Annotated in this window: 20 protein-coding genes; 11 read left to right on the forward strand and 9 right to left on the reverse strand. The window is 44.2% G+C overall.

Annotation, left to right across the window (positions count from 1 at the left end; genetic code table 11):
• Nucleotides 1–130: 130 nt before the first annotated feature.
• The 5 genes from FX988_RS10110 to FX988_RS10130 all read left to right on the forward strand — a co-directional run bounded on the left by FX988_RS10110 (nt 131) and on the right by FX988_RS10130 (nt 4848).
• On the forward strand, nt 131–826 hold the full coding sequence (locus tag FX988_RS10110; protein WP_254700774.1) for a PhnD/SsuA/transferrin family substrate-binding protein: 696 nt from the start codon (nt 131–133) through the stop codon (nt 824–826).
• Nucleotides 816–1745: a hypothetical protein gene (locus tag FX988_RS10115; protein ID WP_160179593.1), complete on the forward strand. Its 930-nt coding sequence runs from the start codon at nt 816–818 to the stop codon at nt 1743–1745. Before FX988_RS10110 ends, FX988_RS10115 begins: the two co-directional genes overlap by 11 nt.
• 314 nt (nt 1746–2059) lie before the next feature.
• Nucleotides 2060–2683, forward strand: a complete 624-nt coding sequence (gene udk, locus FX988_RS10120) for a uridine kinase (RefSeq protein WP_008303611.1) — start codon at nt 2060–2062, stop codon at nt 2681–2683.
• A 40-nt stretch (nt 2684–2723) separates the two neighbouring features.
• The gene (locus FX988_RS10125; protein WP_160179594.1) at nt 2724–3932 is read left to right on the forward strand and encodes a NupC/NupG family nucleoside CNT transporter; all 1209 of its coding nucleotides are present in this window, start codon (nt 2724–2726) and stop codon (nt 3930–3932) included.
• 76 nt (nt 3933–4008) lie between these two features.
• The gene (locus tag FX988_RS10130; RefSeq protein WP_160179595.1) at nt 4009–4848 is read left to right on the forward strand and encodes an isopenicillin N synthase family oxygenase; all 840 of its coding nucleotides are present in this window, start codon (nt 4009–4011) and stop codon (nt 4846–4848) included.
• Between the two features lie 87 nt (nt 4849–4935).
• Here the strand turns inward: FX988_RS10130 and FX988_RS10135 are convergent, their stop codons facing one another.
• The 7 genes from FX988_RS10135 to FX988_RS10165 form a co-directional block, all read right to left on the reverse strand.
• Nucleotides 4936–6108: a tetratricopeptide repeat protein gene (locus FX988_RS10135; RefSeq protein ID WP_160179596.1), complete on the reverse strand. Its 1173-nt coding sequence runs from the start codon at nt 6106–6108 to the stop codon at nt 4936–4938.
• A 130-nt stretch (nt 6109–6238) separates the two neighbouring features.
• Nucleotides 6239–6913 carry a 3'-5' exonuclease gene (locus tag FX988_RS10140; RefSeq protein ID WP_160179597.1) on the reverse strand — a complete coding sequence of 225 codons (675 nt, stop codon included), beginning with the start codon at nt 6911–6913 and terminating at the stop codon, nt 6239–6241.
• A 29-nt stretch (nt 6914–6942) separates the two neighbouring features.
• Nucleotides 6943–8778: a DUF294 nucleotidyltransferase-like domain-containing protein gene (locus tag FX988_RS10145; protein WP_160179598.1), complete on the reverse strand. Its 1836-nt coding sequence runs from the start codon at nt 8776–8778 to the stop codon at nt 6943–6945.
• 167 nt (nt 8779–8945) lie between these two features.
• Entirely contained in the window at nt 8946–10754 is a 1809-nt protein-coding gene (locus FX988_RS10150) for a putative bifunctional diguanylate cyclase/phosphodiesterase (RefSeq protein WP_254700775.1), read from the reverse strand.
• A gap of 41 nt (nt 10755–10795) precedes the next feature.
• A complete protein-coding gene (locus FX988_RS10155) occupies nt 10796–11938 on the reverse strand; it encodes an FIST signal transduction protein (RefSeq protein WP_160179600.1) in 1143 nt (380 codons plus the stop codon).
• Nucleotides 11939–12130: 192 nt separating this feature from the next.
• Complete coding sequence (locus FX988_RS10160) at nt 12131–13852, reverse strand: sodium:solute symporter family protein (RefSeq protein WP_160179601.1); 1722 nt, start codon at nt 13850–13852, stop codon at nt 12131–12133.
• Between the two features lie 10 nt (nt 13853–13862).
• Entirely contained in the window at nt 13863–14129 is a 267-nt protein-coding gene (locus FX988_RS10165; protein WP_160179602.1) for a DUF4212 domain-containing protein, read from the reverse strand.
• Nucleotides 14130–14303: 174 nt separating this feature from the next.
• Between FX988_RS10165 and FX988_RS10170 the strand changes: the two genes are divergently transcribed.
• Nucleotides 14304–17741, forward strand: a complete 3438-nt coding sequence (locus FX988_RS10170) for a sodium:solute symporter family transporter (RefSeq protein ID WP_160179603.1) — start codon at nt 14304–14306, stop codon at nt 17739–17741.
• Here the strand turns inward: FX988_RS10170 and FX988_RS10175 are convergent.
• Both FX988_RS10175 and acs read right to left on the reverse strand, forming a co-directional pair.
• Nucleotides 17689–18348 carry a response regulator transcription factor gene (locus FX988_RS10175; RefSeq protein ID WP_160179604.1) on the reverse strand — a complete coding sequence of 220 codons (660 nt, stop codon included), beginning with the start codon at nt 18346–18348 and terminating at the stop codon, nt 17689–17691. The two genes, FX988_RS10170 and FX988_RS10175, sit on opposite strands and share 53 nt — an antisense overlap.
• Before the next feature lie 41 nt (nt 18349–18389).
• A complete protein-coding gene (gene acs / locus FX988_RS10180; RefSeq protein WP_160179605.1) occupies nt 18390–20330 on the reverse strand; it encodes an acetate--CoA ligase in 1941 nt (646 codons plus the stop codon).
• A gap of 322 nt (nt 20331–20652) precedes the next feature.
• Here acs and FX988_RS10185 point away from each other — a divergent pair, with 322 nt between their 5' ends.
• The 5 genes from FX988_RS10185 to FX988_RS10205 all read left to right on the forward strand — a co-directional run bounded on the left by FX988_RS10185 (nt 20653) and on the right by FX988_RS10205 (nt 24860).
• Nucleotides 20653–21831, forward strand: a complete 1179-nt coding sequence (locus tag FX988_RS10185) for a DcaP family trimeric outer membrane transporter (protein WP_160179606.1) — start codon at nt 20653–20655, stop codon at nt 21829–21831.
• A gap of 218 nt (nt 21832–22049) precedes the next feature.
• The gene (locus FX988_RS10190) at nt 22050–22757 is read left to right on the forward strand and encodes a 5'-methylthioadenosine/adenosylhomocysteine nucleosidase (RefSeq protein ID WP_160179607.1); all 708 of its coding nucleotides are present in this window, start codon (nt 22050–22052) and stop codon (nt 22755–22757) included.
• 8 nt (nt 22758–22765) lie between these two features.
• Nucleotides 22766–23731, forward strand: coding sequence for a cobalamin biosynthesis protein (locus tag FX988_RS10195; protein ID WP_160179608.1), 966 nt, complete (start codon nt 22766–22768; stop codon nt 23729–23731).
• A gap of 197 nt (nt 23732–23928) precedes the next feature.
• Nucleotides 23929–24372 (forward strand): hypothetical protein, encoded by a 444-nt coding sequence (locus tag FX988_RS10200; protein ID WP_160179609.1) that lies wholly within the window; start codon nt 23929–23931, stop codon nt 24370–24372.
• Nucleotides 24373–24443: 71 nt separating this feature from the next.
• On the forward strand, nt 24444–24860 hold the full coding sequence (locus tag FX988_RS10205) for a DUF2721 domain-containing protein (protein WP_160179610.1): 417 nt from the start codon (nt 24444–24446) through the stop codon (nt 24858–24860).
• Nucleotides 24861–24892: the final 32 nt, after the last annotated feature.

Raw genomic sequence — 24892 nt, forward strand, 5'->3', positions numbered from 1 at the left:
GTATGCGGGTGTGTATTCAAGCGTAATAAAAAGCGAAAATTTATCTAATTTAATTTCCCAATCGCTTACATGCCAAACAAGATCGGTAAAAAATAGTGACATCTTTGTTGCTTTTATAACCGACCAAGGAATGGCAAGCAAGTTACTTTCGTCATTATGTAGTAGTGAAACGATCAATCGGCAGTACGGCGAGGTCACCGTTCAGTGGAGCCATAATGAACAAGAAATCATTCAATATGTTGGAAAAGGGATAGCTGATCTAGCCTTAGTTAAGGAAAACGTTATGTTAGCTTTTGCTGCTGAAACGACTTATCGCTACCAGACCGTTGCTCAGTATAAAGATTACTCTACTTATTTGATCTCACTAAAAGAAAAGCCAGAACTGACCAAGCAATATTTGTGGGGTAAACGACTCGGCTTGTTAGATTACCCGAGTAGTCGCTCCGGTCATATTGTGCCAAAAGGAATGTTGAATGATTTAGGCATTTCAGAGTCGAGTATGGAGATTATTTACGTCAATTCTCACGAAGCCCTGCGCGATCTTTTAGCCGCTGGAAAAGTGGATATCATCTCCTCATTCTGGAAAGACAAAGACGAGCAACGCTTTTCAGCAAATTATAGAACACCGATCAAAACCAAGGTCAGTGGGAGTAAATGGTATTTAAAAATGGAAACCCAAAATACCGATTTGATTTGTGAGATACAGTCAATACTGCAAACATTAGCGATGCAAACTCAATCTGATTATTATAGCCAATTGCAGCTCAACTCTAACGATTGCAATCTTTCTAGCCTTAGCCATGACGTCCAGCTCGATGAAAAATAAAATTATTTACGGCCTTGTCTTTGCTTCAATCTGGCTCATGTTTCAGTGCGCATACATTGTCGGTGTGACATATCAGACATCCGCAAACAATCGTTTATTTTTGGCCAAAATAGAAAACCGCATTGCCATTGATTTACCTAAACTGCGTTTAGCGAATCCAAAGTTTAAAACCGTAGCGGATGCTCGCTCAGTGGTCAGCTATATAAACACCTTAAATTCAGCCTTAGAAAGCGATAGTTCACCCGTTTGGGTTACTAGTATTCAAGGAATAAGCATACAACCCGCGCCAGAGTCGAACTTGTTTACCTCTTTGCAAACTAGCGATCAAGAAATTGCTATAGGTTATCAAATCAAGTCACTTCAACTGTTGGATTTTATAAGCGCTATACCTGTGTTACTCGCACTTATTATGAGCTTTTTGTGTATAAGAAAGCTTTTAGCAGCGAAAGAAAACGAAAAAGGGTTAATTGAGGGGGCTGAGCAACCGGCAAGCCATCAGTTAACAATTGATTTAAAAAGTAAAAGCTTATGTTATAGCGATAGTCCAGAGTGCGTCGCCTTATCAAATAAACCATTTTGCTTTTATGCAGCGCTCATCGACTTTTGCATGCAAGACAGTACTGCAAACCTAAGTAACAGTAGTGACGTACCAGAAGAGCTTATTCAGTTAGCAAATAAATATTTCTATCGCTTAATCGAACTGGGTCACACCAAACGTAAACGACCTGACTTTGGAGCCAATCTAGATAAAACACTGAGTGAGATACGTTCAGCGTTAGACGAAATATTCGTCGAGCATCAAGAAGAGAAAGAGCTATTTTATCCACCTAAAGCGCAGGGAGAAGGCTCTCGTTCTAAACTGCATAATTACGCCCTGCCTAATATTGCTCCTAATAAAATTGTTTTTATTGGTAAATAGCAGTCGAAAACACAGCCCCCCGGTAAGCTACAGCAAAGATTACAAACGAGTACTTGAATATCGAGTGTCATAATAACTTAAGTGCACTGCCGGTAATTGAGCGAATATTGCTTAATAATTCATCACAATATAAAACTTGACCATATGGTCAACAAATCGTAATCTTGTTACCTTGATGTTAATCAGAGAGGCTAACATTGTAGTGGTTTACGAGTTGTCATAAAAATTGCAATATAAATGCGCTGTGAAAACTGACTTTTTCACCGTTCGCTGGTATCTTTCAGACAATCTCATATCTATCATTTCGGAGTAGTATGTCTGCCCCTCTCGTTATCGCTATCTCCGGTGCTTCTGGCTCGGGTAAATCTCTGTTTACTGAAAATTTGCTGAAAGAGTTTTCTGAAGACGGTAAACATGTACAAATACTTCGTGAAGATCACTATTATCGCGCTCAGGACCATCTCCCCATGGAAGAGCGTGAAAAGAATAATTATGATCATCCTAAAGCATTTGAACATGAACTATTGGTTGAGCACTTGCATGCGCTTAAAAATTGGCAGTCAGTTGATTACCCTCACTACTGTTATAAAACGCACACTCGCTTAGCCCAAACCGAAAAGCTCATGTCAGCACCGGTTATCATTATCGAAGGAATTATGTTGTTGGCTAATCAAGAGTTACAGCCATTATTCGACATCAAGATTTTCGTTGATACTCCGCTGGATATTTGCTTATTACGCCGTATGAAACGCGATATCGCGGAGCGTGGGCGCACAATTGAATCTGTTGCCAAACAATATGAAACCACCGTTAAGCCGATGTATCATCAGTTCATTGCGCCGAGTCGTTTCACAGCAGATGTGATTGTCACCCAAGGTGGGAAAAACCGCATTGCATTGGATGTCATTAAGTCTCATATCCAACAAACATTGCTTTAATAATAATAACAACGACTTAAAAATTAATTGAGGAATTAGAATGGTCAGCTTGATCGGCATTGCAGTTCTGTTCATTCTTGCGATACTGCTCTCTGCGCATCGCAAATCGATAAACTGGCGCACCGTGGGTGGTGCATTTGCCATTCAAGCGCTTATTGGCGCGCTCGTTCTTTATTTTCCGCCAGGGAAAGACTTTCTGTTAGGCCTCACCGTCTATGTGAAGAATATCATTGAATACAGCCAGCAAGGCATAGACTTCATATTCGGCCAATTGGGGAATAAGTCCCTCGGCTTTATCTTTGCGTTTAACGTACTGCCAGTTATTGTATTTTTCTCTTCATTAATCTCGGTGTTATATCACATCGGTATCATGTCTTGGATTATTCGCTTAATAGGCGGCTTCTTACAGTTCGCATTGAAAACCAGTCGCCCCGAGTCCATGTCGGCCGCTGCGAATATCTTTGTGGGTCAAACCGAAGCACCTCTTGTCGTTAAACCTTTCATACCGCACATGACGCGTTCAGAACTATTCGCCATCATGGTCGGCGGCTTGGCATCTATTGCAGGTTCAGTCATGGCCGGATATGCAGGTATGGGCGTTGAAATTAAATATTTGTTAGCGGCCAGCTTTATGGCTGCGCCCGGTGGTTTGCTAATGGCTAAAATCATCATGCCTGAGACCCAAGAAGTTAAAAACGAACTAACCGAGATCAATAACGAAGAAGATAAATACGCTAATATCTTTGACGCAGCTGCTAGTGGGGCCGCTTCAGGAATGCAGCTCGCATTAAATGTTGGCGCTATGTTGCTTGCCTTTATTGCCCTTATTGCCTTGCTCAATGGCTTAATTGGATGGGTTGGTGCCTTAGCAGGATTTGAGAACTTAAGCTTCGAAGTCATTCTAGGTTATGTATTTCAACCTCTTGCGTGGGCTTTAGGGGTTCCGTGGAATGAAGCAAATCTAGCTGGGAGTTTCATTGGGCAAAAGATGGTGGTCAACGAGTTTGTTGCCTACGTTGATTTTCTAAAATATCAAGCAGACTTATCTCCAGGTACCCAAGCTATTGTTATTTTCTCATTATGTGGCTTTGCTAATTTTTCATCCATCGCGATACTTATGGGCGGTATTGGCGCGCTTGCTCCAGGCAGACGCAAAGAAATAGCACAATTAGGATTGAAAGCAGTTTTAGCGGCCACGTTAGCAAATTTAATGAGTGCCGCATTAGCGGGCTTATATTTAAGCTTGTAAGCTACAAAAAAACAGAAGGAATGAATGCCAAGGTGGGCAATCCATTCACACAACACGACTGACAGGAAAGAATATTATGCAATTGCTCGCCGTCGACTATAAAGCGCCAGACGCGGACAAAAAGTTCGTTGAATCACTACGTAAAACGGGATTCGGTGTTCTTAAAAATCATCCCATTGAACAATCTTCGGTAACCAGTATCTATGAGAATTGGCAGGCCTTTTTCAATACTGACGATAAACTTCACTATGCTTTTGATAACCAAAGCCATGATGGTTTTTTTTCAACCAAAGTTTCTGAAACAGCAAAGGGATTTAAAAAGAAAGATATTAAAGAATACTTTCATTACTATCCTTGGGGGAAATGCCCACCTGACTTAAAGCAAGAGCTACAAGATTATTACCAAGCAGCTAATGACTTAGCTTCTGAGCTACTTGGCTGGGTTGAAAAATACTCCCCCCCTGAGGTAGCCGCAAATTACAGTGAACCACTTTCTGGCATGGCTGTAGATAGCGATCAAACACTTTTGCGCATTTTACACTACCCACCTATCACTGGTAGTGAAGAGCCCGATGCCATCCGCGCGGCAGCCCATGAAGATATTAATCTACTGACAATTCTGCCCTCAGCAAATGAGCCGGGATTACAAGTAAAAGGCACTGGGGATGAATGGATCGATGTCCCTTGTGACTTCGGCACTCTGATCGTGAATATCGGTGATATGCTGCAAGAGGCATCTGGTGGTTACTTCCCGTCTACCTCTCATCGCGTCATCAATCCTGAAGGCGCTGATCAAAGTAAGTCGCGTATCTCGCTGCCGTTATTTTTACACCCTCGCCCAGAGGTTGTATTGTCAAAGCGCCATACGGCGAAAACGTATTTGGCTGAACGCCTACGTGAACTGGGCGTAGCATAGCCAAGTTAAACGCAGCTTTAACGGCATATCGTCAATAAAAAAACCACCTGCCTAGGTGGTTTTTTATTGGGGGATCTTATCTATTCTTCATATACGTGACAGTAAGTCTAACTTTCCTTGATACAACTCTTTTTCTTGCAGGTTCTTAGTTGTACGTTTTGCCTTCTTCAAATAGCGTTCTGTTTGAGAAACTTCTCCGAGAGCATGATAGGTTTTAGCCAATGCATAAAAGATTTCATGGCGACCCTTATCAATGGCCAGCGCACGGGTAAAGTGCGTCAAAGCAGATTGCATATCCCCACGGTCAAATTCTCTTCTACCTAAATCTAAATGATAAAATGGGTTTCTTAAGCGCTTGCTTTCGACCCGAGAAAGGATTTCATTCGCCTGTTCAATTCGATTTGAGTAGGTATACAAATACGCCAAGTTTTCCCACGCGGTCAAGTTATCGGGAGAAGAGGCCAACGCGCGTAAGTACACCCGTTCTGACAAATCATATTGTTTTGAGACGCGGTATAAAAACCCGAGATTCACCAATGCCGAGTCAAAGTCAGGCTGAACCTCAAGCGCCGCCGCGAAATATGCATACGCCGTATTCCTATCATTATTTATTAAGGCATCAGCGCCTTTATTGTTATAAAACATCGCAATGACCTGTTGCTTCGACAAGGTCTTCTTAGGGAAATGCTGTCTTAACGTTTGTGGATCAAAATCGATTTGATAGCCCCGTTTATAAAAATAGAATGAATTTGAACTACGTTGCTTTGGCACGATTTCCAAATTAATGTGTCCATTTAGCAGACTCACCCCTTCGCGACGCGTCCAATATTCGGGAATTTGTATATCTTGAAACTTAACCCCTAAATCAGCCTCATTGGCTAAGGCGTAGGTCATAATAGATAGCGACAAACAATTCGCTGCACGATTGTGAAAGGTTTCGTTGGCGGTTGTGTTTGCATCACCTCGATAAAGTAAATCAAAGTTTAGGCGCTTGAAAATACTGCGTGCTAAGGTTTCCGTTCGCTCAATAGGATCTTTTATGTGTCCCACAGTTTGCTGAACATATCTGCGGGCGTTTTTATCTAAACGAAAAATCTCTTTTTCCGATTCGACCGCAATATCTTTAGCACCCGGAAATAAATTGTCTTGTAAAATAGGACCGGAAACATGTTTAACGGTCGGGGCTGATTGACAAGCTGTTAAGCTAAATAAAAACAGTAGAGTTAACCAGAATGTATGCTGCTTTGTCATATTATTCACGATACTTCTCCTCTTTGCTTCACCTACAAATTTAGTTAAAAAGTAAGTATTTCGCTATAACAAAGTGACAAATAAAGTAACAAATAATTAACAATAAGGTAACAACCCGGTCTTCTCTTGGTCGCCTCCGTTATTCTGTAGTTGCCGCAAAGACCTCGATGGCGTCTGTTACCAAAAGGCTCTTCAGTGTGTCGCTATTTTTTGGGGCAAACTTTTGAATCTGCGCAAACAGCAACTCCAAGGTCGCCATTGCATCATCCAGTGCGTTGTGGGCAGGTACTGCTGGCAAGTTATAGCGCGCCCTACAGACAGGTAAAACGACAGCGTTTGGCGGAGGCGGACGTAAATTTTTGGTCAGTTGATACAAGCCAAAGCGCAATGTGTCTAAGGTCACCACAGTGGGCAGGGGAATGTTTAATTTTTTGAATACGCCATTCAAAACAGTCATATCTAAGCCAGTGCAGTGAAATACCCATACATGGCTACTGGCATACTTTACTAACGCTTCGAGCGCAATGCGCACCGGTTGCCCTTGGGCTATCTCTTCCGCCGTTAAACCATGTATTACCGGACTTTGATTTAAAGAAGCGGTAGTCGATACCACTTGATAGAAGCAGCTTTGCAGTTCGATTTGTTTTCCTTTTCCTTCCACCCAGCCAATCGACAATATTCTGGTCGCACTTAAGTCTAACGATGTAAGCTCTAAATCAATACACAGAAAAGGGATCTCCGCTAAGGGCATATTTAGCCATTTTTCCGGTATTTTTGCTTTGGGTGCCCACCACTTTTTAAGTTTTTCCAGCATGGCTATTCTTTATCTCGAAACATGTGCATTTACCCTAAACCACCAGCAAATTTGAATATGGCGGCCTGTTGCGTGCGTCTTATAACACGCATAGCCTCTTTTAGTTGGTACTTTTCGATAGACGATAAGTCGCTAATGGAAACGTAATTGTCTGTCACTTTATTCTGAATTTGATGACGCCAACGTAAACGATTCAACAATAACCAAATATCACGCAAATTCTTTACGTCTTTACTGGATAATCCAGAATGAGATAGTAAGCCATCAAGGCGCTGTGGAATCGATGGTATCGTCAAGCCGTTTGCCAAAGAATAAATACGTACTAGATTATTAATAATTGCCACGCCGCTGTTCTTTAAATCAATACAGTCTTTTTTCGCTAAGCCTTTTTTATACACAAACTTTTGAAACATGGATAAAGGTACATGCCCATCACTTGCATGGCGCGTTAACGCGGCTATAAACCGAGATTGTTTGAGAAGTTCCTTCCGCTCTAAATGCAACTGAGAAAGCAAAAAGCGATTGCCCGCCACTGCGCGCACATCGAGAAATATATTGCAGTTTAATATAGCCTCAGGACTAGGCTCTCTAACCCAGCTTTGGGCTTGTTGTACCGCTTGCGCCACCGACATTCGTAAAACGGGGTTACTGGCCATAATATTACCCGTGCACAGTTTAATTCCGCATTTATCCAATCCCCTGCACACATACTCAGCCATGTCGGCAAAATATTCGGACTGCTGCACAGTAGGTTCAGTAGCAAATAACAACCCGTTGTCCTGATCGGAGCCCATAGTTTGGTCTTCTCGAGCCTGAGAACCGTACACTAGCCAGCAAAACTCCATGGGCGCTTCACCATTTTGTTGTTGATAAAACCCAATCAACTTGCGCGTCATGATGTCTGTTGCTTGAGATAACACCTTGCCGGCAATATCAAAATCGCCTAATCGCTTGGCATGTTTTGAAAAGTAATGGGGAAGCTGCCAGGAAAGCCGTGTTAATTCATACAAAGAAGGCGCTTTAGTCAGCTCATTAATAACAAATAATACATTCCCTCTTTGGTGACGGATCATGTCACTGGCTGTAAGCATCCCTAAGGGTACACCGGTATTTTTATCTACAACCGGTAAATGATGTACATTGTGCTCAGTCATCACGCATAGGGCATCAAATAGCGTGCGTTGATCGCTAATTTTCACTGGGTCCTGAGTCATGATTTCGCTTACAGCCAAATTTACATCGGTCTGCTGGGCAACGACTCGATTACGAATATCCCTGTCAGTTAAAATCCCAACCAAAGCTTGATTATCAGTGATCACAAGTGACGAAACGCTGCTGTGCGACATTTTTTGCACACCTTGTAGAATACTGCTGTTGATATCTTCGCTCACGACTCCGTCAGAAATCACTTCTCGAATGGGTTTGTACAGCCACATGGATTTAGAGTCATCGACCTGTTCGCTGTATATCTGTTCTGACGTGTAATTGCGAAAAAAGACTTCAATGCTAGGGTGGCTCTTTGCATTATGTGCAAATGTCTTTTTAGGGATGCAGTACACTAAGCCTGGGCTGTCGACCGTTATAGTGATGGTGTTCGGCTGTTTTTGCCAAAGATTATCGCACCCAAAATAATCCCCATCACTAACATGCCGCTCTGCCTCAGCTGAGTCTTTGACAGAGTATTGCCCATTGTAGATAAGAAATAAGCCGCCTTGTTGCTGCTTTAAGATATTCGCGACATCCTCTTGGCTAAAATAAGCTACCGTGATCGTCTCAGCTAACGCATTTAATTCATGCTCATCAAGTACATCAAAGGGAGCGGAATCACGCAAAAACTCTAAGATATGCTGAGGGATATGATTCATTTCAACTCCAAAAATAAAGGTCGACAGTGAGCACGATTTGCACCTGAAAAGTCGTATTCTAATGAAATGTGGGTGCGCGATGGTGAATTTGAACAAAGCCCATTGTGTTTAACAAGAAAATTCCTATGGGCCACTACAAATAGTTTAGCTGCAAGGCGTAAGCGTGACTATCCAAGCGTATTGAGCAAATCAGTCCTTGATAGAGGCTTATAAAAGTGAAACCCTTGAATGGCGGCAACATCCTTTTTATGGAAATACGCATATTCCTCGGGTGTTTCTAATCCCTCCACAACACACTCTAACGAAAAATGCTGAGAGATATAAATTATCGCTTCGACAATCACTTGGTTGTCAGTACTTTGGTCTATATTTGACACGAAACTTCGATCTATTTTTACAGACTTAAGCGGTAATTGATGTAGATAAGAAAGAGAAGAATACCCACTGCCGAAGTCGTCCAACATGAAAAACAATTCATGGGCAATTAGCGCTTGCATAATACTGATAGCGCTGGTGATATTCTCCATCGCTACACCTTCGGTTATTTCTAAGCGTAAATAGGAGTGAGGGAAGCTAAATTCTTCTATTATTTCCAGCAGTTGCTCAACAAAATGCGGTTGGCTAAACTGACGTGGGCTAATATTAATGCTGATATAGCGCAGCTTCCCTTGCTCGAACCAATCGAGACGTTGGGTAATTAATTCGCACGTTTGGCGCAATACCCACTGACCAATGTCCACGATCAAACCACATTCTTCTGCAACGGGAACGAAATCCTGCGGCCCAACCCAGCCCAGCTTCGCGTCATGCCAGCGCAATAATGCCTCAGCGGCGACGACCTCCCCCGCCACATTTACCATAGGTTGAAAATACAACTCAAGCGCGTCTTCACGCAGTGCCACATGAAGACGTTGCTCAATCTCTGAGCGAAAAGCGGACATAATTTGTAATTCTTGACGGTAAAACAGATAGCCATTTCGACTAGTATGCTTAATTTTGTACATAGCAACATCTGCGTGTTTCACGAGTTGCTTAGCTTGCTCGGCTATCGATTTCTTAACATTCAATTCTGGTGAGGGAAACAAAGCGATACCAATGCTGAAACTGGTAAACACTGCACAATGCGCTAGCTCAATACTATCTCGGGTGATCCCGATCATTTTCTCCGCTACTTTTGTGGCCTTAGCCACCGCGCTCTGTTCTGACGGGCCTATATCGCTAAGCAATAAAATAAACTCGTCCCCACCTACTCTCGCTAGCGTATCATCGCGGCGAATACAGTTTTTTAATTTACTTGTGATATTGATAAGCAGTTCATCACCTACAGAATGTCCTAACGTATCGTTTATTAATTTAAATCGATCTAAGTCGATAAAAAATACCGCACCATATTGACCGTGATCTTCAGCGTTGGTCAATAAACTCTGGAGATTGATATTAAGCATTTTTCTATTCGGTAGGCCAGTCAATACATCTTGATAGGTTTGCATCCTAAGCTGCTCTTCAACAGCCTTTCGATTGCTGATTTCATCAACCAAATTTTGATGCTCTAAACATGCTTGGCAACTCACAGCTAAGCGCTCAAACAAAGGTAATAATGCATTAAGGACGATGTCATCAATAGGCGTAAACTTGCGCTCAAAGCTAATCGCACCAAACTTAGGGATTTTAAATAAGTAATAAAAATTATCGCCGCGCTGACGGCAGGTATTTGTCCTCTCTCCCTGAGTAAAATCGTAAACCTGCTCACTTAACCAATCACTCGTATCATCTAATCGGTGGTCATAAGGGTAACAAAGCAAATCTGAATCATGCGTTGAACGAGGCGCTTCTTTAAATACGACGGCACTGCGCAAGCTCAAGCGCTTTTTTGCGCGATCGAGGAATAACTGGAGCATGTTATCAAGTTTAAGGTCCAACCCGATACTCATGGCGAGTTCATGCTGAATCGAGATAATCTGCAGCGTGCGGCTCATTTCACTCATTCTCAAGCCCAAACATTAAGATAAATCATTATTCATCTTGCTACCTGAGTCTGAGCTTGCGCTAATGCGGCAACAGCCGTTTTATTGTGCAAACTTAATATACCGCTTTGATCCAATTCTATTTCTCCTAATACCAACGCCCCAACAGTTCGATAGGGTTGAGCTATTTCCGCGTCGATTAAATCTAGCTCCTTGGCAAAGTCATCCTGCAGAAACAATTGCCTGCTTACACAGTCAAATAAGAAGCAGTCACTGACTTGATGCTTATCAGAGAATGTTGAAATCGCTTTTCGTACTGCGCCTGTAGCCGCCATTATTAACTTATCAGCATCACCGCACATAATGTATAACATGGTGTTCTCAGGCACATCGCCTGCACAAATAAGCCCTGTCCCCTCAACTTTGAGGGGGTCACGAATGAGCACGGAATCGTCTAACCTTGCTAAGCCGAAAGGAAACGTTTTGGCTATGTCAAAAAAGTCATGCTCATCGAACAGAAATTTACTGTGCCCTTGAACTACCCGCTCGTATAGCCTCGCCGCGGGTTCAAAATTTAACTCCAATATACAGTTGTCATCGGTACTATTAGCCAAATACGGACCTGCCATGATTTCCCAACCATGGCCCACCGCCAAATCCCATCGAGTGGGCATTTCAACCAAAATCATGGCATCTTGATGCATACCAGCACCAGAGAAAAGACATGGCTGAGGGGTAAAATCGAGGGTCCCGGCACCTCCTCCAAATACAGAACAGCGTTCTGGTACAAATCGTAAAACGTACTGAAGATAGGCATCTATTTGTCTTGAGAGTGCATCGGTCAATACCATGATAGAGTTAACTGAGCTCGGAATAGGGATAAGGTTTAGCGAAAAAGGGGAGGATGTTGACACATTCTCTATAACGGAAACTTTAATATTATTTACAAACCCCGCCACTAAGATCCCACTTGGTTCAAAACGCGAGTCGATAATAAGTCCTGGGAAAACGCCCCCAAATATAGGGATTTCTAGACCATCAATGTATTGATTAAAATCATGCCCCCAGGATGCAGCTTGTGCACTACACAAGATCATGATCCCTTTTGGCTTTGAGAGCATTAATTTAGCAATGCTGTCCGTTAATGCATCTACCGAAACTTCCGCCGTAAATTGCACATCGCTAAAAACTGCCATCCATTTTCCTGCCCATTCAACAAGTCGTTAACTGTTTGATATGCAGACAATATTAGCTAAATACGTTTAAATTACCAGCACTTGCCAGCCCCTTTTACGCTTTAACTGAGGAAAAATAAAAAAGCGCCCAACAAAAGGGCGCTTATGTATTATAAGGTTGTTTCAATTACCTTAGATTAACCAATCGGACCGTTAATGTGCTGAAGCCTCTCCCGCTCCTTTTGGATAGCGAATATCTTCCACCAGTTGCTGTATCTCTACGGGTGCTTCTTTACTCATTTTAAACACCACTAAGGCAACCGCAAAATTAACCAACATACCAATGGCACCAATACCCTCAGGTGAAACGCCAAACCACCAGTTTTCAGATACATTTGCTGCAGGGTTAACGAATTTGAAATAAATAATATAAGCAGCAGTAAACCCAATCCCCGCCAACATGCCTGATATAGCACCCTTGTCGTTCATTCGCTTCATGAATATTCCCATTATAATAGCGGGAAAGAATGACGACGCAGCTAGGCCGAACGCAAAAGCCACTACCTGTGCAACAAACCCAGGTGGATTAACTCCGAAATAGCCTGCGATTACGATCGCGATCCCCGCCGCTAAGCGCGCATAGAACAGCTCTTTCCTATCAGATATGTCGGGCATTAAATTGCGCTTCAGTAAGTCATGAGAGACAGAGGTTGAAATCACTAACAGTAAACCAGCTGAGGTAGACAGAGCGGCTGCAATGCCACCAGCGGCAACCAATGCGATTACCCAAGCGGGTAAGTTGGCAATTTCAGGATTCGCCATGACCATGATATCTCGGTCAACGTGCATCTCGTTTCTTTCATCACCAGAATAAAACATTTTGCCGTCTTGGTTTTTGTCATCCCAACTGATTAAGCCGGTTTTTTCCCAGTTGGTAATCCAACTCGGCGCGTCGCTGTAAGGCGTGCCTGTAGGAACTTGCTCATTTACGGTTGGTCCGTTAATGGTTTCAATCATATTTACACGAGCAAACGCGGCGATAGACGGTGCAGTGGTGTACAAAATAGCGATAAACAACAAGGCCCAGCCGGCACTTTTACGGGCGTCACGTACTTTAGGCACCGTAAAGAAACGCACAATTACGTGAGGCAGACCTGCTGTACCCACCATTAGCGCAGCTGTGATACAAAAGACGTCGAAGGTACCTTTGGAGCCAGATGTATATTCGTTAAAACCGAGCTGTGTAGATAGTCCATCGAGTTTATCGAGCAAGTACACACCCGACCCATCAGCTAAGCTAGCACCGAATCCGGTTTGCGGTAACACATGGCCTGTCACCATGATGGAAATAAAGACTGCAGGTACTAAGTAGGCAAAAATTAACACGCAATACTGAGCGACTTGGGTATAAGTTATGCCTTTCATACCGCCCAATACGGTATAGAAGAAGACAATCGCCATACCAATCACCACGCCAGTGACTATGTCCACTTCGAGAAAGCGGCTAAACACCACCCCCACACCGCGCATTTGCCCCGCCACATAGGTAAAACAAACAAAGATGGCACACACAACGGCTACCGTACGCGCTGTTTGCGAATAATAGCGGTCACCGATGAAATCAGGCACAGTGAATTTACCAAATTTACGTAGGTACGGCGCGAGGCAAAGCGCAAGCAACACGTAGCCTCCTGTCCAACCCAGCAAATAAACAGCACCGTCGTAGCCCATAAAGGAAATCAGCCCTGCCATGGATATAAACGATGCAGCAGACATCCAATCTGCAGCGGTTGCCATACCATTTGCAATGGGGTGAACACCACCACCAGCAACATAAAACTCCTGCGTTGAACCGGCACGAGCCCAAACAGCGATGGCTATATATAAGGCGAAAGAAGCGCCCACAATTAAAAACGTCAGTAATTGAACATCCATTTTAATGCTCCTATTCTTCGTCAACGCCGTAGCGTTTGTCGAGTTGATTCATTTTGTACATGTAGATAAATATCAACGCGACAAAAACGTAAATTGCGCCTTGTTGAGCAAACCAAAAGCCCAACTTAAAGCCGAATAGTTGTATTTGATTGAGTAAGTCGACCAATAAAATACCGAACCCAAAAGACACCACAAACCAAATCAGTAGTAACTTTGTCATCAGAGTGAGGTTTTCCCGCCAGTATGCTTTTTTGTCTTCTTCATTCTTAAATGCCATCTTGTTTTCCACCCAAGGTTAATAAGATGTAAATTACTTTAGGCTTATGTTTAACAAGACGGAATGAGACCATGGTCTTACGACTGCCTTAAACTAGGGGGATTGTGCTACAGTCCATGTAAATCAGTGCCTTAAGGGGCATAATAAAGACAGCATCTTGCAACAGGAATCGTTATGGCGTTAGGTTGGTTATTATTAGCCATTGTCTATTTGATGGGACTATTTTGGTTGGCGAAATGGGGAGATGGCAATAATGCCCTAGCCAAACGCTTTAGTTCACATCCAGCGATTTACTCACTCGCGCTAGCGATTTATTGTACAGCTTGGACATTTTTTGGTTCGGTAGGCGAAGCATCTCGCGATAATTGGGATTACCTCCCCATACTCCTCGGGCCGATGCTGCTTTACTTATTCGGTTATCGGTTCTTACGTAAACTCATCGCTGTAAGTAAACGACAACATATTACGACCATTGCGGATTTTATTTCGTCTCGCTATGGCAAACGCCAAACTATCGCACTGCTGGTGACGCTGATCGCGCTACTGGCCATTGTTCCCTATGTGGCATTGCAACTAAAAGCAATTGGCTCGGCGTTTTTAATGGTTTCAGGGCAAACTCATGCAGAATTGATTGTGCTTGGGGCAACCATCTTCATTGCGCTGTTTTCCATCTATTTTGGTACCCAACATGCCGACGTAACCGAATATCGTCGCGGATTAATGTTGGCCATCTCCTTTGAATCAGTCATAAAGCTGTGTGCATTGATCGCTGTCGCAAGCTTCGGTTATTTTGCCTATTCACAACACGCCACTGCGCCACTGTTACATGAGTTTGCCAGTGCTGATGCCCTTGGCAATATCTGGTCATTTTCGTTTATCGCGCAAACACTAATGGCCGCAGGCGCCGTGGTTTGCTTACCTCGCCAATTTCATGTTGCCATTGTAGACAACCTTAAGCTCAGCCACCTAAAAACCGCGCGCTGGCTATTTCCCTTTTACTTACTGTGCATCGCCATACTGATCCCTATCATTTCCGCCGCTGGCGATGACATGTTTCGCCACACAAACCAAGAGCCGGATACCTACGTATTAGGAATGGCAATAGGCAGCGGCAGTATGTTGCTCCAAGTGTTGGTTTTTGTGGGAGGGTTATCCGCTGCCACAGCTATGATCATAGTCGCGACGTTAACACTAAGCACTATGCTAACCAATGACGTGATACTGCCCAATTTATTAGCTGAACATCGCGGCGCTGGAGTGCCTCCTAACTTCACCAAACGCATTCTCCTGATTAGGCGTTTAGTCATCTCAGCCATTCTGTTTTTGGCGTACATTTATTACCAACAGATGACCGACAGTCGCACACTCGCTTCCATTGGCTTAATTGCTTTTTCATTAGTCATTCAGTTATTGCCCGCTATCGTCGGTGGTTTATATTGGAAGCGCGGCCATGCACAAGGCGTGTATGCGGGGCTAATGGTCGGTATTGGCTCTTGGATTTTATGGTTGATGTTACCCTTATTCAATGATGCAGGGCAGAACCTGCTCCTAAATGACACCATCAACACCGTCGCTATTTACAGTTTGCTGGCCAACGCATTGGCTTATGTTTTGTTCTCATATGTAGCAGAAGTACGCTTAATTGATCGTATTCAAGCGGAAGCGTTTGTCACCACGACAGATGATAAAAGCAAGCAACATAATATTTTACTCGCACAAACAAGCGTTGGCGATTTACAAACCTTGTTAAGTACTTTCCTAGGCGAGAAACGCTGCAAGCAATTGCTCAGTGATTACCAACAACGTAATGGCCAAATTCTTAACCCCGGGGAATCTGCCAGTGAAGAGTTTGTGCTTTTTAGTGAGCGCGCTTTAGGAGGCGTCATTGGTGCTTCATCCGCAAAAGCCCTCGTTGATAGCGCTATTAATGGCAAAAAGTTAAATTTTGAAGAAGTCGTAAACTTCTTTGATGACACCACCCAAGCGATTCAATTCAACATGAGTGCGCTGGTTGCCTCTTTAGAAAGTCTTGAACAAGGGATAAGCGTTATTGATCGAGATTTAAACCTGGTCGCGTGGAACAAAAGCTATCTTGCGCTTTTCAGCTATCCAGCGAATATGGTTCGTGTCGGACGACCAGTAGAAGACTTAGTTCGATACAATGCTCAGCGTGGGGAGTGCGGGGCTGGCGAGATTGAAAATTTAGTGCAAAAGCGCTTAGAGCATATGCGCAAAGGAACTAGCCATCGTTTTTTGCGCCAACGCAGCGATGGTCGAACCTTAGAAATGGTCGGTACACCTTTACCTGGCGGCGGCTTTGTCACCAGCTTTAATGACGTCACTGAACATATCGAAACCCAGCATGCCCTAAAAGAAGCGAATATCGACTTAGAAAACCGCATACAAAAACGGGCGCAAGAAGTGCAAACCATCAATGCTGAATTGCGCTTGGAAATACAACGTCGGGCACAGGCAGAAACCCAATTGGTTAGTGCAAGGAAAGCCGCTGAACAGGCCAATGCCAGTAAAACTCGTTTCTTGGCATTGGCCAGCCACGACATTCTGCAGCCCCTAAACGCAGCCAAACTCTATTTGGGCGCGTTAGAAGAAACGGTTTTAAACGACGATACTCGACAGACCTTAGGTAAGCTATCTAATAGCATTCACGCCAGTGAAGCCTTGATCGCTACTCTGTTAGACATTGCGCGAATCGACCAAGGCGAGCTTAAAGCTGAATATAGCGCTACACATGTGCCTGAGGTGCTGCAACCGCTGATCGCAGAATTTGAACTCATGGCAGAGCACAAAGGCTTACAGCTTCGTTCACACATTGCTGATGTTTGGGTAAAAACTGATCGAACCTACCTTTACCGGATCATGCAGAATTTCCTTTCCAATGCACTGAAATACACCCAGCAGGGAGGTGTTTTAGTTGCAGTGCGCCAAAAAGAGCAAGCTGTACTATTTGAAGTGTTTGACACGGGCTCGGGCATCGAGCCAGACCAAGTGAATAAGATATTCGGTGACTTTTATCGTATCTCTGGCAATGAGCAACAGGGAGTAGGTTTGGGCTTAGGTGTGGTAAAACGATTGGCCGCGATATTAGATGCCAACCTTCAAGTGCGCTCTCGGCTAAATCGCGGTAGCCGATTCAGTATTCAGTTGCCACAGTGTAATCCTGTTGTCAGCAAACCATCGTTGAAGCTCAATAAAGTGGGCTTTCATGACTTAAAGGTCTTATGTGTTGACGATCAACGCCAAAACCTCGATGCATTGCAATCTTTGTTGATCAAATGGAAAGTCACTGTTCATTGTGAACAAACCCCAAAAGGTGCTTTAGCATCGTTAGCGCATTTTATTCCTGATGTGCTCCTAATGGATTTTCAGCTGAGCAGCGATATAGAAGGACTCGAATTGATTGGCCAGTTACGCGAGCGTATTTCACATATTACGCCGAATAATGTACCTGCTATATTGATCACCGCCAACATTGAGCCAGAAATTATAGAAAATTGTAAAAAGCAAGGCTGTGGATATTTAGCTAAGCCTTTAAAACCGGCTAAGTTGCGGGCGTCGCTGCAGGCGGCTCAAGCTGAAGCTGTGAGGCAATAAGTACCGCTTGGGTACGGTTATTGATTTGTAGTTTCTTAAAGATAGCCGTCACATGTGCTTTCACTGTGGCGGTAGCAATATCAAGGTTGTAGGCGATTTGTTTGTTCAGTAGCCCATCACGCATGTAGCACAATACCTTATATTGAGCAGGCGTTAAGCTAGCGACTTTGTCAGCGAGTTCGGCAAATTCGTTATCTAACTCCACTTCGTCACTGGCATACCCTTGTGGTAACCAAATGTCACCTTCAAGCATATTGGTCACGGCTTGCGCTATTTGCGTCGCGCCTGTGGTTTTGGGTACAAAACCCAGCGCCCCTAAATTAATCACTTTGGTGATAATGGTTGGTTCTTCCAAACCGGATACCACGGCCACGGGCAACTCTGGGAAAAGTTTGCGTATATGAATTAAGCCAAATAAGTCACCGCTGCCCGGCATGTGTAAGTCGAGCAGCAGTAAGTCAATGTCTTTATGTTCTTCTAATAAGGCTACGGTTTGCATTAAATCAGCCGCTTCCAATAGTGATAAATCACTAAAAGACAAAGTTAATGCACCGCGCAAAGCATCGCGGTACAAAGGGTGATCATCAGCAATCAGTAGCGTTATCATATTGAAGCCATTTTGACACTCATATCCGAGCGAGTTTCCATTTAGCGATTCAAGCGCTGCTCAATCAGTGTGTCTACTACACTGGGATCAGCTAGCGTTGATGTATCGCCGAGTTGTTCATATTCATTTGCGGCTATCTTACGTAAGATACGACGCATAATCTTACCTGAGCGAGTCTTAGGTAAACCGGACGACCATTGTATCAAATCAGGTGTAGCAATTGGACTAAGTTCTTTACGTACCCAATTAGATACCTCTTTGGTGAGCTCCTCGTTTACCTCAACTCCCTCGTTGGGCATAAGATAAACATATATGCCCTGACCTTTAAGGTCATGGGGATACCCCACCACTGCCGCCTCAGCCACAGCTGAGTGGGAAACCAACGCGCTTTCAATTTCAGCTGTCCCTAAGCGATGGCCAGAAACATTCAGTACGTCGTCCACACGCCCTGTGATCCAAAAATAATCATCTTCGTCACGGCGCGCGCCATCACCTGTGCAATAGGTCCCTGGGTAGGTGGTAAAATAGGTTTGCACAAAGCGTTCATGATCACCATAAACGGTACGCGCTTGCCCCGGCCAGCTGTCGGTAATAATTAAGTTCCCATCAGTAGCACCGTGCAACTCATTGCCTTGGCCGTCCACAAGGGCGGGTTGTACACCAAAAAACGGATGACTAGCCGCGCCTGGCTTCATTGCCGTTACACTAGGCAATGGCGTTATCATCGCACCACCCGTTTCAGTCTGCCACCATGTATCCACAATCGGACAACGAGACTGGCCGACAGTAGTGTAATACCACTGCCACGCTTCAGGATTAATCGGCTCACCAACGGACCCTAATAGACGCAAAGATTCGCCACTTATCCCTTCAACAGGGAAATCACCGTGGGCCATTAATGCTCGAATAGCGGTAGGCGCGGTATATAAAATATTTACCTTATGCTTATCAACTATTTGCCCAATGCGGCGCACATCTGGGTAAGTTGGTACGCCTTCGAACATCACGCTCGTTGCGCCATTAGCAAGCGGCCCATAAACGATATAACTATGCCCTGTAACCCAACCAACATCCGCTGCACACCAGTAAATATCCCCCGGTTTGTAATCGAATACGTATTTGTGAGTGATTGACGCCCATAGCAGGTAGCCACCTGTAGTATGCACCACCCCTTTTGGTTGGCCTGTTGAGCCTGAGGTATACAGAATAAAGAGCGGGTCTTCAGCGTTCATGACCTCTGGTGGGCAATCCGTACTGCACTGTGCGGTAAGCTCATCCCAGCAAACATCGTTTTTACCCCAGTTGACATCATTGCCAGTATGTTTATATACCACCACATGCTCCATACTCGGGCAGTCGTGTTCAGCCAATGCGCTATCAACATTTGCTTTTAGGGGGATCTGCTTGCCTGCTCTTAATCCTTCATCAGCTGTCATCAATACTTTTGCTTGGCAATTGTTCACCCGATCAGCAATCGCATTAGGTGAAAAGCCACCGAATATAACAGTGTGCACCGCGCCAATTCTGGCGCAGGCTAACATAGCGTAAACAGCTTGAGGGATCATCGGCATATAAATCGCCACACGATCACCTTTGCCTACACCTAGTTTGCGTAAACCGTTGGCTATTTTAGCCACTTCATCGTGCAAGCGGTGGTAAGTAATAATGTCATGAGAATGCGGGTCATCGCCTTCCCAAATAAACGCTGTCACGTGACCGCGAGTTGCTAGATGACGGTCAATACAATTGTAGGTCACATTTAATTCACCATCTTCGAACCATTTAATACTGACATTATGGGCATCAAATGAGGTGTTTTTAATTTTAGTTGGTGCAGTGACCCAATCGAGGGATTTCGCTTGCTCAGCCCAGAAAGCTTCAGGATCTTCCACCGACTGTGCATACATACGTGCGTAGTCTTGCGGTGTAAGGTGGCTTTGCTCTTTAGCGTGTGCTGGAACAGGATAAACTTGTTGCGACATAATGACTCCAAAACTGAATACACAAATGAGAATATTGAGCACTGTACTCGTAAGAACGTAAACCGGAATGAGACCTTGGTCTTATCCCCTTCTTACAAATAGCCAAACAAAATACTACAAGTCTCGAAGATATTTAACAATCTTCCTATTTACAGCCCAGATAAATCGAGACTTTGCTAAGCAAAGTGTCTCGTTACACACACACAAATAAAGGTATTTCGTGCGCGTAAGACTCAGGTCTTATAGACCATGAGCTTATGGCGAGCTTTCAAGACCTACGCCACAGTAATTGCCGTTTTGAACCATAACAATGGAAATCATCATGGCACGCACTCAAACATTCATTCGACACACACTCACTGGGCTAGCCACTGTAATATTGGTCACTCCCTTTACCATTCAAGCAAAACCATTAGAAAAGACAACGTTCAGCGTGAGTGGTTATGTAAAGGCAGATGCCATGGTGAGTCAATATAGCGACGGAACGTTAGCCTCAGGCAGTATTGGGCGAGACTTTTATATACCGAGTTTGACACCTACGGGAGGAGAACAAGAAAGTGCTCAATTTGACGCACATATCAAACAATCGCGTTTTCGCTTTACGAGCAATACATTGCTCAGTAACGAACAAACAATAACCGGAGTACTTGAATTCGATTTTCATACCACGCCCGATGGCAATGAACGTATCAGTAATTCCTATGAGCCCAGAATAAGACATGCATTCTTAAAATATAACAATTGGCTGATTGGGCAAACTTGGTCAACCTTTCAAGATGTAAGAACCTTACCCGAATCAGTGGATTTTATCGGTGTGACCGACGGAACGATATTCGCTCGCCAAACGATGATCAGATACACCTCTGGTGCATTCGAAGTTTCACTGGAAAACCCCGAAACCACAGTAACGCCTTTAGGGGGAAACGGTCGAATTGTGGCTGATGACAACTCAGTGCCAGATCTAGCTGCCCGCTACACCTTAAATCGACCTTGGGGGCATGTTGCTATCGCGGGTCTTGTGCGTCAACTAGCCTATGTAGATAAACAAGACGGGAATAATATTGATAGCGACGAAATCAGTTATGGGCTGAGTATCACCAGTAAAATTAACCTTGGCGAAGACGATTTACGTGTCATGGCAAATATCGGCAGAGGCCTAGGACGCTATATAGGCTTAAATGCCGTCAACAGTGCCGTGCTCAATGCCAACAACGAGCTAGAAAGCATAGACGTGCGCGGTTTTACGCTAGCCTATCGCCATTTCTGGGACGCCCAGTGGCGCAGCACTTTCAGTTACGCCATGCTTAGCGCTGACAACGACACAGAGTTAACCGGCTTAGGCGTAATCAAACAAACCTACAGCGCGCGAGCCAACCTTCTTTACTCTCCTACCCCAGAGCTCACCTTTGCCGCTGAATATGCTTATGCTCAGAAAACATTAGAGTCTGACATTGATGGCGATATGAGCCGGCTGCAATTTTCCGCCAAGTACGCTTTTTAGTGAATGTGTTTGCTGTGCAAACATAGACGAGAGGCAACGCCCAACGTGTCGACTCGTGTTGCGCCATCATCTACTGATGGCGCTTTTTTAATTCTTTTCTAGCGCTTAGCACGCTTTGTTCACGCCTGAAGCGCCTTAATGATCGTACGTCCCACAGTTTCATCTTTGTGTTATCCGTAATAAACTCTTCCCATTAAATAAATGAGATCCAAATACGTATGAAAATTGCCATTTTAGGTGCCATGGATGAAGAGATTACCCTTCTAAAACAATCAATCACTGGGCTTGCTGAGCATCAACATGCTCATCTAACGCTTTATAGCGGTCAATTGAATGGCATAGAGGTAGTACTGGTAAAATGTGGTATTGGCAAAGTTGCAGCTGCAGTTGCCACGACCATAATAGTCGACAAATTTTCCCCTGATTATGTCGTTAATACCGGTTCAGCTGGTGGCTTTGATCAGGCTTTGAGCATCGGCGATGTAGTAATAGCCAATGAAGTTGTGCATCACGACGCTGACTTAACTCACTTTGGCTACGCACTAGGTCAATGCGCTGGGATGCCAGAGACCTACATGTGCGATGCTACGCTTATCGACGCAGCTGAAAAGGCCGCATTAACTTTAGGTGAAGTTAAAACCAAGCGTGGTCTAATCTGCACTGGTGATGCATTTATCGGTAGTGACGAAGCGGCAGCTAAACTGCTCGCAGATTTTCCAGCCATTGCCGCAGCAGAAATGGAAGGTGTGGCTATTGGGCAAACTTGTCACTTGCTGAATGTCCCTTTCTTGGTCATTCGTTCGTTATCAGATATTGCAGGCAAAGCCTCAACCGTGTCGTTTCAGACCTATTTGGAGCAAGCAGCAAAACACTCTGCCCTGCTCGTTATGAATATGATCACGGTCTTGCAACAGGCATCTAAGTAACCGTCACCTTGGCGAGCTATATCGACGCGTTATTGTACTCACCAGCACTTCAGCCTATTTGGCTGCTGGGCGTGGTCATGCTAGTTGAAAGGCTAGTGAACTGGCCTGAGCGCTATCACCCCCTTAGTTTTGCCAAACTAGTGGCGACAAGGATGGCTGATAAGGTGCACCCTTCAGCAGACAGAGCCATTCTTCAACAGCGAATATCGGGTACGTTAGCGCCCTTGGTACTCATTAGCCCAGTGGCAGTCATACTGGCTATTTTTATCACCATGGCCGAGTTTCCGCTCTTTTTTGACGGCTTATTACTCCTTATCGCATTGCAGTATCAAGGGATATTGGCGCAAGCAAAAAAAGTGAATTCTGCATTGGCGCTGGGTAAAAAAACCTTAGCTCGGCAAATGCTAAAACCCATAGTGCTTCGGGAAACGGATTTACTCTCTGAGGTGGGAATAGTAAAAGCGACGCTCGAAAGTACCTTGTTGCGGTTTCATCAGCAATACCTTTGCACCGCTCTAACCTTCCTGTTGTTCGGTCCAGTTGCTGCCCTGTGTTTTCGCTTAGTCTATGAGTTTTCGCATTGCTGGAATACCAAACGTGACCGTTTCAGTTACTTTGGGCAACCTTGCACTACACTATTAAAGGTCATGCAGTGGCTACCTCTGCGTGTAACCTCATATCTGTACATTCTGTTGGGCAGCGTTCCAAGCGCACTCAAGGCGCAAGGCGAATTACCCCCCTCAAGCTGTACACATCAGACCCTTTTAGCGCTGCACGGTGGTGCAATGGGCATTGAACTAAGTGGGCCTGCTATCTACGAGGGACAGAAAAAGCGTTCGACCAAGTGCGGAGGAAAACGTCAAGTTCGCTTGGTCGATATCAAACGAACACTGAACAATATAACCATAGTTAAATTTGCATTTTGGGTTATCAGCTTGTGTGTTGGGGTTGCTATCTTTCGTCTTGGTCTCTAACCTCAGTTACGACGAGTTTGAAAAGGTATTTCATCATAGGTCTCAAGAGTATAAATCTTCACATCTACGTATAACTATATACTCCAACGTGGTATATTATTTGCCCTATAGAGTTGGTACTTTAAGTGCGTACAGTGTGCTTACCGCAAAGCGCATTGATTTTTAAGTATCTAGAGCTGACATAATCTGAGTTGTATATGGCCCCCAAATTTTCATTTTCTACCGCTTCAGGCAGTTATTCCTTTGACGTTTCTGGCAACATAGTCATTTGCACCTTAAATGGAGCATGTTGCGATTTAATTGCCCAGCGGTACGTTGCAACTTTGACTAAGATTATTCACAGCTTTCAAGGTGAACCATGGGCTTACCTTGGCAATGCGCTATTGCATGAAGCCGCTACTCCACAAGCCGAGGCCCATTTATTTCAAGCATACACCATGAGCCTGCAAAACAATTGTGTCGCTGATGCTTATTGCTTGATGTCGGCAGTAGGTATTGCGCAGCTTAAGACCATTCGCCACAAAGCGGGTCTCACGTTGCCACTAAGCGAGCGCATATTTTCGAGTGTACCGTTAGCCATGGAACAACTTAGCAAAGAACTTGTCGAGCACAGCGAGAAAAAAGTCAGATTAGTCAGTTAACCCCTGTTAGCCGACATACTAAGTTATGGCATAATGCGCGATTATTCACATGGCAAGAATACGGTTTTAATATGACGATTACCCTAACCACCCCAGCTATGCTCTTTCCAGCAATCTCTTTATTATTATTGGCCTACACAAACCGCTTCTTGACCTTAGCCAGTACCATTCGAAACTTAGATCCTACCCAGGATCAAGAAAACACACACGCCCAAATTAATAACTTACGCAAACGTATTCAATTGATAAAACGCATGCAAGAGTTTGGCGCCTTTAGCTTTTTCTTGTGTGTGTTATCTATGTTAGCGATTTACGCAGAGTATCAAACGGTAGGCAGCACGATTTTTGCGGGTAGTCTAGTACTGTTACTCTATTCACTGGGATTATCAGTTAGAGAGATTAATATTTCAGTAGAAGCGCTGGACTTGCACCTAAGCCACTTCAATTTAGATAGAAAGAAGCGCAGGTCTCCTCGGGAAAAAGCGTAAGGAAATGCGGCTTATTCTGAGTCAGAGCAAGC

Origin of the sequence: Paraglaciecola mesophila (genome assembly GCF_009906955.1) — a bacterium.
GTDB lineage: Bacteria > Pseudomonadota > Gammaproteobacteria > Enterobacterales > Alteromonadaceae > Paraglaciecola > Paraglaciecola mesophila_A.